Source organism: Pseudoalteromonas sp. SG43-3, from assembly GCF_014164385.1.
Lineage (GTDB): Bacteria > Pseudomonadota > Gammaproteobacteria > Enterobacterales > Alteromonadaceae > Pseudoalteromonas > Pseudoalteromonas distincta.
Genome location: NZ_JACJFC010000011.1, coordinates 40212 through 52806, shown reverse-complemented (window position 1 = coordinate 52806; position 12595 = coordinate 40212). Strand labels below are relative to the sequence as shown.

Annotated in this window: 11 protein-coding genes; 6 read left to right on the top strand and 5 right to left on the bottom strand. The window is 37.5% G+C overall.

The window, feature by feature from the left end; genetic code table 11:
• Positions 1-190 precede the first annotated feature (190 nt).
• A complete protein-coding gene (locus tag H5157_RS11875) occupies positions 191-1474 on the bottom strand; it encodes a sodium:proton antiporter (RefSeq protein ID WP_024597348.1) in 1284 nt (427 codons plus the stop codon).
• 332 nt (positions 1475-1806) lie between these two features.
• On the opposite strand from H5157_RS11875, the gene H5157_RS11870 reads away from it, so the two are divergent.
• The 3 genes from H5157_RS11870 (at position 1807) to H5157_RS11860 (ending at position 4832) form a co-directional block, all read left to right on the top strand.
• Positions 1807-3723 (top strand): ATP-dependent DNA helicase, encoded by a 1917-nt coding sequence (locus H5157_RS11870; RefSeq protein WP_182693235.1) that lies wholly within the window; start codon positions 1807-1809, stop codon positions 3721-3723.
• Positions 3724-3732: 9 nt separating this feature from the next.
• A complete protein-coding gene (tsaB, locus tag H5157_RS11865) occupies positions 3733-4434 on the top strand; it encodes a tRNA (adenosine(37)-N6)-threonylcarbamoyltransferase complex dimerization subunit type 1 TsaB (RefSeq protein WP_182724732.1) in 702 nt (233 codons plus the stop codon).
• 68 nt (positions 4435-4502) lie between these two features.
• Positions 4503-4832 carry a hypothetical protein gene (locus tag H5157_RS11860; RefSeq protein ID WP_182716646.1) on the top strand — a complete coding sequence of 110 codons (330 nt, stop codon included), beginning with the start codon at positions 4503-4505 and terminating at the stop codon, positions 4830-4832.
• A gap of 95 nt (positions 4833-4927) precedes the next feature.
• On the opposite strand, the gene H5157_RS11855 is transcribed toward H5157_RS11860, so the two are convergent.
• The gene (locus tag H5157_RS11855) at positions 4928-6217 is read right to left on the bottom strand and encodes an alkaline phosphatase (RefSeq protein ID WP_182724731.1); all 1290 of its coding nucleotides are present in this window, start codon (positions 6215-6217) and stop codon (positions 4928-4930) included.
• 411 nt (positions 6218-6628) lie between these two features.
• Here H5157_RS11855 and H5157_RS11850 point away from each other — a divergent pair, with 411 nt between their 5' ends.
• From H5157_RS11850 to rnd, 3 genes are all read left to right on the top strand, one after another.
• Positions 6629-7480, top strand: a complete 852-nt coding sequence (locus H5157_RS11850) for an alpha/beta hydrolase (protein ID WP_182692914.1) — start codon at positions 6629-6631, stop codon at positions 7478-7480.
• Between the two features lie 115 nt (positions 7481-7595).
• Positions 7596-9248, top strand: coding sequence for a long-chain-fatty-acid--CoA ligase FadD (gene fadD / locus H5157_RS11845; protein WP_182672373.1), 1653 nt, complete (start codon positions 7596-7598; stop codon positions 9246-9248).
• A 51-nt stretch (positions 9249-9299) separates the two neighbouring features.
• Positions 9300-10430 carry a ribonuclease D gene (gene rnd, locus H5157_RS11840; protein WP_182724730.1) on the top strand — a complete coding sequence of 377 codons (1131 nt, stop codon included), beginning with the start codon at positions 9300-9302 and terminating at the stop codon, positions 10428-10430.
• A 324-nt stretch (positions 10431-10754) separates the two neighbouring features.
• Here rnd and minE read toward each other — a convergent pair whose 3' ends face one another.
• Genes minE through minC form a run of 3 tightly spaced genes read right to left on the bottom strand, consistent with a single transcriptional unit; the run spans position 10755 to position 12539 of the window.
• On the bottom strand, positions 10755-11018 hold the full coding sequence (gene minE, locus H5157_RS11835) for a cell division topological specificity factor MinE (RefSeq protein WP_004334706.1): 264 nt from the start codon (positions 11016-11018) through the stop codon (positions 10755-10757).
• A 1-nt stretch (position 11019) separates the two neighbouring features.
• The gene (minD, locus tag H5157_RS11830; protein ID WP_004334708.1) at positions 11020-11829 is read right to left on the bottom strand and encodes a septum site-determining protein MinD; all 810 of its coding nucleotides are present in this window, start codon (positions 11827-11829) and stop codon (positions 11020-11022) included.
• A gap of 5 nt (positions 11830-11834) precedes the next feature.
• Positions 11835-12539 carry a septum site-determining protein MinC gene (gene minC, locus H5157_RS11825; protein ID WP_024596847.1) on the bottom strand — a complete coding sequence of 235 codons (705 nt, stop codon included), beginning with the start codon at positions 12537-12539 and terminating at the stop codon, positions 11835-11837.
• Positions 12540-12595: the final 56 nt, after the last annotated feature.

The following is a 12595-nucleotide window of genomic DNA, read 5'->3' as shown; positions in this document are numbered from 1 at the left end:
CTAAAGAGGAAAAGCCAAAATTATAATTGTTTTCATTTGCATTTCAAGCGGATTAATTCAAACAAAGAAGATAAATAAAAAGGATAACAATTTATAGAACTTTAAAGTGTTTTTGTAACACGTGAGTAACAGTAACCAAGTGATTTATATAATAACTTGGTTACTGAGTTGATTGCTCACAAAGCATTTATTACTTTGCTTGCTCAGCTGATTTAATACTGCTTTGAATAAGCGGTGAAATAGTTAAGCCTTGTACAATAATAGAAAATATAACCACAACGTAGGTAACAATCACGATTAGGTTATGTAGGTCAGAGCCACCTACAAAAACTTGCTCGCGTGGAATCGCTGCTGCCATTGCCAGTGCAAGACCACCGCGTAGCCCACCCCAGGTTAAAATTTTAACACTGTGTTTATCGTAACTTCTAAAGCGTTTAAAGATAACAAAGGGTGCGCCTACGCTAATAAAGCGTGCTAGTAATACTGCAGGTACCATTAGTAAGCCTAAGCCAATTTCACCAAGCGTGATTGGCATCGTCACTATTAGCATACCTATTATTAAAAACAGTAGGGCATTTAAAAAGCTATCGGTTGCATGCCAAAAATCTTTTACGTAACGAGTGTCTTCAGGCCCCGTGCGCTCAGTTGCTTTAGTACGAGTAATGTTACCCATCAATATGCCGCTCGTAACCATGGCAAGTGCGCCTGATATTTCCCAAATATTTGCAGCAGCAAAACCTGCGGTAGGAATAGTTAAGGTTATCAATAAGCGAATGTTTACATCGCGGCTGTTAATAATTAAAAAGTGGCCAACCAAAGCGATAACCAAACCAAACGCAATGCCGCCTAGGGCGTCTACAAAAAAGAGTTCTGCTATATCGCCAAATTGTGCATCGGTGCCATAAAAAGCAACCGAAAAAATGGTCGTAAATATTACTAAACCAATACCGTCGTTAAATAGCGACTCACCTTCTACTTGAACTGAGATTCCTTCTGGCGCTCGCATTTGTTTAATAATAGCAAGTACAGCAATAGGGTCGGTTGGGCTAATAAGCGCGCCAAATAATAAACAGTATATAAACGGTACATCAAAGCCAAATAAGGCAAATAGATAAAAACTTAAATAACCGACTATAAAAGTGGAAGCAATAGTAGAAAATAGCACTAGTGCGGTTATTTCCCAGCGCTGTTTACGAAGCGCCATAAGGTTAATTTCCAATGCGCCAGCATAAAGTAAAAATCCGAGCATACCTTTGAGTAATAACTCGTTAAAGTTAATACTGGAAACAATTTGGGTCATGGCTAACGCATTTTGATCGCCTAATAATTTAACGGCAATAATCAATAATAAAGAAATAACAACTGAGCCTGTAGTAATGGCAATTGTAGTTTGCATTTTGAGGATATATTGGTTTGCAAAAGCAATAAAAATTGCAATGGCAGAGAGAAAACAAATGAGATACCAAGCATTCATTGGCTAACCTTACTATTTTTTTAACGACAAACGAAAAAGGGGAGTATAAACGCGGCATATGGTACTCCTGTAATATTTCAGAGTCACAGTTTTTATGCCTAAATATAGCTTTTAATACGGATTATTTTTAGTAAGAGTTAATAGAAAATTAGGCTTTGTAAATATTGTCATTATTAAATTAAATGTACGTTATAAATACACAGTGTATTGTAAAATCGAATGATTAATCTCACTATTAAAGTGCGTATTAATTCGTAAAGTAAAAGTGGGTTTTGTAATTACTTGCCCTTAATGCTTTGCTTACGTAAAATCCCGCTATTATTTATTGTAAAGTGATTGGTATTATCAAACAGCTGTTTAGTGCAACCGGGCCTTTAGCGTTATCTTTAGATGGGTATACGCCTCGCCAACCACAAATTGATATGGCAGTAGCTGTTGCGGATGCATTAAAAAACAGTTCGCAATTAGTTGTTGAAGCAGGCACGGGTACGGGTAAAACATTTGCATATTTAGCCCCTGCACTTAAGTCAAAAGGGCGCACGATAATATCAACAGGTTCTAAAGCTCTACAAGAGCAGCTTTATCACCGCGATTTACCGCAACTAGTTAAAGCTTTAAGTGCTTCAAAAAAAACCGCCTTATTAAAAGGGCGCGCCAATTACCTATGCACCTACCGACTTAATCAACATGTTGCACATGTACCTACTGACGACTCCGACGTAATGCATCAACTAGCTATGGTAGCTAAGTTTGCAAGCGAAACACAATCGGGCGATTTGGCCGATTGTATAGGTATAGAAGATGATGCCAAAGTACTGCCTTATGTAAATTCAACAGCCGATAATTGTTTAGGTAAAGAGTGTCCAGATTTTCAAAGCTGTTATATACGCAAAGCACGTTTAACTGCGGCCGATGCCGATGTGGTTGTAATTAATCACCATTTGTTTTTTGCTGATATGGCTGTAAAAGAAAGTGGCTTTGCTGAACTTATGCCAAAAGCCGACGCATATATATTTGATGAAGCCCATCAGTTAAGCGAAATTGCCAGCGATTACTTTGGTGAAAGTGTTAGCACTAAAAAGTTGGTAGATTTAATTAATGATTTACGTGCTATTTATAGAGCTGAAATTCCCGATATGCTGCAACTTGGTAAAAGCTTAAACAAGCTTGAGACAAGCGTTGCTGATTTACGTTTACAATTTGGTGTTGATGGCAGCCGTGGCGATTGGCGAGAAAAACTAAGCGATAAACAAATTTGCTCGGCGCTCCATCGTGTGATCAGTGATTTAGATTTTGTTTATCAAGTACTCAAGCTTTGCCTAGATAGAAGCGACAAAATTGAGCATCCATTTGAACGTGCACTTGCGTTTAAAGGGCAGTTAGAGCGGGTTTTTGATACAGCCCAAACCGGCTTTAGTTATTGGTATGAAACAACGCGCCGTTATTTAACAATTAATATAACGCCATTGAATGTATCAGCTAAGTTTGCTCAAATGATGCAAGACACGGGCGCAGGATTTGTATTCACTTCTGCAACACTTTCGGTTGATAACAAACTAGAGCATTTTAATGCAAGCCTAGGTTTAAAGCCAAAACAAAGCATGATGGTAGATAGCCCATTTGACTACCCTAATCAGGCGCTGCTGTGTTTACCTCGCTACTTACCCGAATCGCATGCTGATAATATGCCACATGCAATTGTAAAACTAACGCTTGAGCTTATAAAATCAGCACAAGGGCGTTGTTTTGTGTTATTTACTAGCTATCGAATGATGCACTTAGTGGCCGAAGGGCTAACTACACAAATAGACTACCCAGTTTATATGCAAGGGCAAATGTCTAAGCGTATAATTTTAGAGAAATTTACTCGCCATGGTAATGCGGTATTACTCGGCACGGCTTCTTTTTGGGAAGGTGTCGATGTACGCGGCAGTACATTAAGTTGTGTTATTATAGACAAATTGCCATTTGCAGCCCCTGACGATCCATTGCTACAAGCTAAAATGCAAGATTGCCAAATGCAGGGAAAAGACCCTTTTTCACACATACAATTACCGCAGGCTGTAATTGCGCTAAAGCAAGGTGTAGGGCGTTTAATTCGAGATAGTAAAGACAAAGGCGTACTTGTAATATGTGATAATCGCTTAGTTACACGCCAATATGGCCAAGTATTTTTAAAAAGCTTACCACCGATGCGCCGCACGCGAAGCTTAGAAGATGCCAATACATTTTTAAAACAAATTAATTAGAGTACTAAAATGATCAAAAGTAATATCCTTGCCCTTGATGCTTCAACTGAAGCACTTTCAATTGTTTTACATTACCAGGGCCAAACGTTTCATCATTTTGAAGAGTGTCCGCAGCAGCACAGCCAAAAAATACTTCCACTTGTGGATGAACTTTTAACTAAAGCAAACTGTAAATTAAAAGACTTAGACGTAATTGGTTTTGGCCAGGGGCCAGGTAGTTTCACCGGTGTACGTATTAGTGTTGCTATAGCGCAAGGCTTAGCGTATTCAACTAATTTGCCGCTTGTTGGTGTGTCTACACTGGCTACTATGGCTCAACAAACGTTTGAACAAAAAGGCAGCCTGAGTGTTTATCCAAGTATAGATGCGCGTATGGGGGAGATATACTTTGCACATTACCAAGCGCAAAATAATCTAATGCTTTTAGTTAACCAAGAATGCGTTATAAAACCTGATTTACTAAACAATAAGTATATAGCAACCACTGAGCCATCTGTAGCAGTGGGCACAGGTTTTAAAACCTATCCTGATGCGCTTAATGACTTTGAAAACGTGACAATTAATACTGATATTACATTACCAGATGCACGTTATATGTTAGCGCATGTTGAAGCCGCGTTTTTAGCGGGTGACGTTGTAAAAGCGAGTGACGCTCAACCTAAATATGTGCGCGATACGGTAACGTGGAAAAAGCTACCAGGACGTGAGTAATCATATTATTTGCAAATTGGTTGTTTTTAAATCATAATTTTATGTAATATTAAGGTTGGAGACGCGTAATGACGCTGCCTATTGGTTCAGGTTTTTTTACCGGAGATATTCCGGGTAGGGTTAGCTCTACTAAAGTTGTTACTAATAAACCACAGAGTTTATTAGACCAACCGGCTGCTCAAAAAACGAATCCCGATTATGTAAAAAGCAGTGTCGAGGGCGTTGAACTTGCTAATCAGCTGTTTAAAAGTAGTGCTAAAAGTAATGAATACAGCCAAACAATTTACGACCAACCGACAGCTCAAGTAAGCAAAGCGATTTCTACTTATACTGAATTTGCTAATTTAGAACGCAGAGCAGAAGTACAAAATTTAATAGGCGTTGATATATACGCTTAACGCTTATTTAAGCGCTTTAGATAAATACAGCTATAAAATTTAATAAAAAGCCCGAACAAATGTTCGGGCTTTTTGTGTTCAAAACTACGTAAAGCTTACTGCTTAATAAAGCCAATCAGCTTATCTGCTATATCAGTATTATTTTGTGAACCAATAAATTGCTCACTGCCTTTACCATAGGCAAATACCTGCACGTCTACAGCTGTATGTCCGCCTGTTGTCCAGCCAGTAAAGCTTGCATCGCTAATAATACTCTTAACAGCTAAATTAAGCGCTTTTTCACCCATTTTTTTAGCTTGCTCAAGTTTGATTTGGTTTTCAGTTGTAAATTCAATATTGGTGTTAGCAGTCCATACTGGTTTTAAGTCTTTAGACTCCATAAGTTTGTCTGTTAACTTACTAGCCGTTGCCTTAACACCTTTAATTACGTCTGTTTCCCATTTAAATTGGCCGTGCGAACCAATAGTTAAGCCGCCCGTTGAGTGATCGGCTGTAACTACAAGTATAGTGTCTTTATTTTTATCAACGTACGCTTTTGCTTTTTCGATTGATTTAGCAAAGTCGTCCATTTCAGCCATCGCACACGCTATATCGTTAGAGTGACCACACCAATCAATTTGGCTGCCCTCAATCATCACAAAAAAGCCTTCTTCATTCTGGTTATCTAGTAAACCAAGCGCTTTAGATGTTAACTGAGTAAGGCGAGTTGGGTTCATATCAAGGGCAAATGGCAAGCCTTTGCTTGCATACAAACCTATGGCAGGTATTTGTGTAATTTGTCCCAGATTATTAATATCGTCACCGTATTGGTAACCTGCCGCTTTAAATTCTTCAACTAAATTACGGTCGTCACGAATAAAATATTTAGTACCGCCACCTAGCATTAAATCAACAGGTAATTTACCAGCAATCTTATTATCAATATAATCGTTGGCAATATCATCGTAGTTGTAACGAGATTCATTGTGAGCTGTAAAGCTAGCAGGTGTTGCATGGTTTATTTGTGAAGTTGCTACAAGCGCTGTTGTCATACCGCGCTCTTTTGCCATTTCAAGCATGGTTTTAACTGGCTTTTTATCTGTATCTACAGCAACTGCACCATTATAACTTTTATGGCCGCTACTAAGTGCTGTAGCACCTGCTGCGCTGTCTGTCACATAAGTATGGTCATCAGGGTAGGTACGAGCCATACCCTTTAAAATAGTGTCAAAAACCGTGCCTTCTACTTCTTTTGTTGCAGGGTCGTCTTTAAAATAGCGATAAGCCGTGGTGTAAGCCGGACCCATGCCGTCACCAATCATATAAATTACATTTTTAGGTGCTGATTCTGCGTAAGCACCAGAAGCGGTGCATAAAAGCGCTAATAAGCTGATCTGTTTTTTCATGGTTGTGTACCTTATGAGTGTACCTTATTTAATAGCCGCTGATATTGTATACAGATAGTATGATAAATAAATGAATATCTAAGATATTTATAATTTAGGGTTATATGAATAGAATTGTAGTTAACGCTGTTAGTTCTATTTATTTAAATTATACTGGTTATAGCTTAACTACATATGATGCTATCACCTTTTAATTGTTCAAAAGGCATACAAAGCAAATATATTTAAAAAGGTCAGCTTATTTTTTTTGTAATTAAGCTTATGATATCGTTTAAATTTTATTTTATATTTTTTACTTTCTTTAGAACATCAAGATAATTAAATAGCGAATTTGGCACCATTTTCTCGGTTAGTGGTCTGACAACTTGTATGCTATAAATAATGATGCTCTAAATTAATAAAGGACTTGCCGTGCAGCCATTTAATATTGAAACCAATAACTTGAATATTCATGGCTTAAAAGTAGGTTCTGGGGATGAAATAGTAATAGCGTTGCATGGTTGGTTAGATAACTGCCACAGTTTTATACCAATGTTAAGTAAAGCTAAGCCAAAGCACACTTGGTACTGTATTGATTTTGTCGGGCATGGTTTATCATCTTGGCGAAGTGATGATGCACATTATTATTTTGTTGATTATATTGATGATGTGTACCAACTTATTAATGCGCTTGGTGTTAAAAAAGTTCATTTAGTTGGGCATTCGATGGGAGCCATGGTTGCAGGGCTTTTTGCTAGTTGCTTTGGTGATTATGTAAAATCTGTTACCTTTATTGAGGGGATTGGGTGTGTTACAACTCCTAGCGAAGGCGTATGTGAACAGCTAAAAAGTGCAGTATTAAATAGAGCGCGTTTAAAAAATAAGAAGCAGAGAGTTTATAAATCGAAAGAGCTTATTTATGAAGCACGTGCTCAAACAACCGATTTGAATAGTGAGCTTATTGCTCTTTTAATGCAGCGAAATATAAAATCGGTTTTAGATGGTTATACATTAACAACTGATCCGAAGCTTAAAAATCACTCAGGTTTTAGGTTTAATGAGGCGCAATGTATTGGTGCAATAAAAGATTTAATTGCACCGTGTCAATTAATTTTAGGTAACGAAGGTTATTCGTTTGTAAAACAAAATCTGGCAAAGTATATTAGTTATTACAATAGCTTAAAGGTAATTAATGTAGATGGTGGGCACCACTGTCATATGCAAAGTAGTGAACTATGTTTTAAGCATATTCAAGACTTTATGCTGCAAAATGGTGCATGTTAATTGTAAGTTTACGTAAAATGTGGGATTATTCCTCCATTAGAGTATTTGCTCAATTGTTAAAGCGCCTTACTTAGATTAAGGTTAATAAAAATATAATTATAAACAGGGGCTAAGAGTGGAAAAAATCTGGCTTAAGCGCTACCCAGAGGGTATGCCTGAAACAATCGATCCTGAGCATTACAACTCGTTACTCGAAGTGTTCGAAAAAAGTTTTACTGACTACACCGATTTACCTGCATTTACTAATATGGGTAAAACGCTGTCTTATAGCGAAATAGATACAGCAACAAAAAAAGTTGCTTCCTACATTCAAAATGATTTAGGTCTTAAAAAAGGCGACAAAGTTGCCGTAATGATGCCTAACTTACTACAAACACCAGTAACCATTTTAGGTATTCTACGTGCAGGTTGTGTGGTTGTAAATGTTAACCCACTTTACACTGTGCGTGAATTAGAGCATCAGCTAAAGGATTCTGACACTACCGCTATTTTCATTTTAGCAAACTTTGCTGACACACTTGAAAAGTCGCTTGCACACACTGATGTTAAACACATTGTAGTAACGCAAGTAGGCGACATGGTTGGTGGGCTTAAAAAGCACATAGTTAACTTTGTTGTGAAGCACATTAAAAAAATGGTGCCAAAGTTCAACTTACCAAACACAATTAACTTTTCAGACGTTCTAGCTGCAGACGAAACTAAATATACACGTCCTGAAATGAGCTTGTCAGATCTTGCTTTTTTACAGTACACCGGTGGTACAACAGGTGTATCAAAAGGGGCAATGCTGAGCCATGGCAATATGGTTGGTAACCTTGAGCAAGTTTCAGGCTGTTTAGACAAAGTGTTAAATCGTGGTACAGAAGTTGTTGTTACCGCTTTACCGCTTTATCATATATTTGCTTTAACAGCTAACTGCCTGACGTTTATGAAGTACGGTGGTTTAAATATATTAATCACAAATCCACGAGATATGCCTGGGTTCGTTAAAGAGCTAGGTCAGCATAAATTTACAGCTATTACTGGTGTTAATACGTTATTTAACGGTTTATTAAACACACCAGGTTTTGCTGAACTTGATTTCAGTCATTTAAAAATGTCACTTGGTGGCGGTATGGCCGTGCAACGTCCTGTTGCTGAAAAGTGGCAAAAAGTGACTGGCTCAAAATTAATGGAAGGCTATGGCCTTACAGAATGTTCTCCATTAGTAACTATTAGTCCTTATGATTTAGAAGCATATAACGGCTCTATTGGTTTGCCTGCGCCTAATACTGAGATTAAGCTAATACTTGATAACGGTGAAGAGGCCGCTAAAGGTGAACCGGGTGAAATGTGTGTGAAAGGCCCGCAGGTTATGGTGGGCTATTACAATCGACCAGATGCAACAGCTGAATGTTTAAAAGATGGCTGGTTTGCAACAGGTGATATTGCAACTTATGACGATGAAGGTTTCTTCTTTATTGTAGATCGCAAAAAAGACATGATCATTGTATCTGGCTTTAATGTTTTCCCTAATGAGATAGAAGAGGTAGTGGCTATGCACGAAGGTGTGCTTGAAGTTGCTGCTATTGGTATTCCTCACGATGTAAGTGGTGAACAAGTTAAAGTTTTTGTTGTTAAAAAAGACCCTTCTTTAACTGAAAAAGATATAATAAGTCACTGTCGTGATAATTTAACTAATTACAAGGTCCCAAAACTGGTAGAGTTTAGGGATGAGTTACCTAAAACTAACGTAGGTAAAATACTCCGAAGAGCCTTGAAAGATTAGCAACCTATAAAAAAGCCGACATATGTCGGCTTTTTTATTGTAGGAGATTAAGTGCAATACCAATTGATCGAAACCCAAAATCAACTGAACACTTTTGTTGAACAAATAAAAAATAAGCCTATTTTAGCTATTGATACTGAGTTTATGCGTCGTCGCACTTTGTATCCAGAAGTTGCACTTATCCAAGTTTTTGATGGTGAGCATTTAGCGCTTATCGATCCGTTAGCTGAGCTCTCATTATTCGATTTTTGGGAAATACTAAAAGATCCTAGTGTTTTAAAAGTACTGCATTCTCCTTCAGAAGATATTGAGGTTTTTCAAAAATATGCAGGCTTTGTTCCATCCCCACTTTTTGATACACAATTTGCGTTGCAGTTACTTGGGGAAGGTAACTGTATGGGCTTTGCCCTTATGGTAAAAGAGTTGCAAGGTATTGAAATAGATAAAAGTGAGTCACGCACTAACTGGCTGCAACGTCCGTTAACTAAAAAACAGTTAGATTATGCTGCTGCAGATACTTTTTACTTATTGCCGTGTTTCGAGCTGATTATAGAGCGTATTAATGCCGCTGGGTTCTTTGACATTGTAATAAACGAGAGTGAGCTGATAGCTAAAAAACGTGCGTTTCAAACACCAGACGATCTTTTATATAAAGATATTAAAAATGCATGGCAACTCAAACCGCACGAACTCGCGGTTTTAAAAGAACTTGCTGTATGGCGTAGAAACAAAGCCATTAAGAAGAATTTAGCGCTAAATTTTGTGTTAAAAGAACATAACATGACTGAAATTGCCAAACGTGGTCCTTCAAGTTTAAATGCTCTACGTCAAATCCCAGGAGTTGAAGCTATTGAAGTTAATCGCTCTGGTGTAGATATAATCAAGTGTATTGAAGTTGCCAAAGCAATACCAGATGCTGAGCATCCTGATGTACTTAAGCGCTTAATTGATTTTCCTACCTATAAAAAAGTAGCCAAAGATATTAAACAAAAGATCACTAAAGTCGCTAAAGAGCACAATATACCAGAAGACGTTATGGCCTCTAAAAAGCAAATTAATCAATTGATTAGTTGGAATTGGAAGTTAACGTCAAAACAAAAAGAAAGCCATATTAAGCCTGATTTATTAAGCTCTTGGCGATATACCTACGTTAAAGACGCTTTAAAAGAGTGGGATACTTAAGACTAGATATTTTTTTTACTGTGTAATACTTATACCAATCCGCAATAATACTTAATCGTTTTGCGGCGCTAAACGTGTCGTTACCTGTGTTAAAAATATCTCATTTAGAACAACTAAATAGTGATTTTTTTGCCTAGCTATCAACACGTTTTTCCATCCTCAAAATAGATCACTTAATTAAGCGAATTGGTATTATCTATAATTTTTGTGTTACATAGTAGAAAAGTTTTAGTTGCATGCAAGGGATTAAAACGTAGATATTTAGAAAGTTATTAAAAAGTAAATGAAAATAAAGAGGGCGCTTATAAAGCGCCCTTTCTTCAATTACTTCTTTTCTTCATCAGGTAGTGTAACGTTTAGCTCAAGTACGGCTAAATCGTCTTCGTTTTGATCAAACTGAACCTGAACTGCATCGGTACTTACGTTCACGTATTTACGGATCACATCTAAAATATCTTGTTTTAATTGTGGTAAGTAATCCGGCGTTCCTCGCTGAGAACGCTCGTGCGCGACAATGATCTGCAATCGCTCTTTTGCTAGTGACGCACTGTTTTTCTTTTCTGAGCGGAAGTAGTCAAGTAAAGACACGTTAACCTCCAAAAATCCGTTTAAATAAGCCTTTTTTCTCAACGTCTAAGAAGCGAAAATCGACGGTTTCACCTAGTAAGCGGTTAATTGCATCAGAATAAGCTTGGCCTGCATCAGATTCTGTATCCAATATAACAGGTTGGCCTGAGTTTGAAGCACTTAATACCGCTTGCGATTCAGGAATAACCCCTAATAATGGGATTGACAGAATATCTTGCACATCTTCTACCGATAACATTTCACCTTTTTCAACACGACCAGGGTTATAGCGTGTTAATAGTAAGTGTTCTTTAATATTTTCTAGGCCTTCTTCAGCACGTTTTGATTTGCTGTGTAAAATACCTAAAATACGATCTGAATCTCGAACTGACGACACCTCTGGGTTTGTTGTAACAATTGCTTCATCAGCAAAGTACATTGCCATCATAGCGCCAGCTTCAATACCTGCTGGTGAATCACATACTATGTAATCAAAGTCTTCTTTTAGTTCATTTAGTACGCGTTCAACACCTTCACGTGTTAAAGCATCTTTATCACGAGTTTGTGAAGCAGGTAGTAAAAATAATTTATCTACACGTTTATCTTTAATAAGCGCTTGGTTAAGGTTTGCCTCACCATTAATTACATTTACAAAGTCATAAACAACGCGGCGTTCACAACCCATAATTAAATCTAAGTTACGTAAACCAATATCAAAGTCGATAATAACTGTTTTATAGCCTTTTAACGCTAAGCCTGTGCCAATTGCAGCACTTGATGTTGTTTTACCAACACCGCCTTTACCTGAGGTAACGACAATTACTTTTGCCATGAGATTTATCCTTTAACCAAAGCTGAAATTTCTAATGATTCGTCTTTTTGTTGTATTTGCACTGCATTTCCCCAATGTTCACCTTGTAGCGAATCACTGATCCAGTAATTACCATCTATTGAAACCAGCTCGGCTTCAAGTTTTTGGCAAAAAATGTGTGCTTCTTTAAAACCTTTTGCGCCTGCAATAGCGCGACCGCGTAGGGTGCCATAAATATGCACATTCCCATCGGCAATGACTTCCGCACCATGACTAACTGCGCCAAGTACTATCAAATCTCTATCTTTTGCATAAACTTGTTGTCCAGAGCGAACTGTACCGCTGATAATTTGCGCTGGTAAATGCACCGTTTTTTCTACAATCGATGTATTGGGCTCTTGTTTAACAGGTTCGCTCTTAACGTCTTGTGAATAATTTAAAACAGATAAGCCAGCAGCCTTTGCTTGAGTATGTTGCTCATCTGAGCCATTACACACACCAACCGCATTAAAACTCATTCGCTCGATTAATGATTTTAAGTGAACAAAATCAAGTGAACTGTTTTTAATTTCTATTAAATTAACGACAATAGGCGCACCCTCAAAAAACTTAGGGGCCTGGGCTATTTTTACATACAGTTGTTCTGCTAAAAGGTTTATATCAGTACTATAAAGATGCAAAACTGATAACGTAAAAAGATTCCCTTTTAACTCAAAAATTTGGTCCGACATACACGCTCAATTGATTTGTCTGATTAGAAATTAATTTTAGATAAACGTAGGCTGAA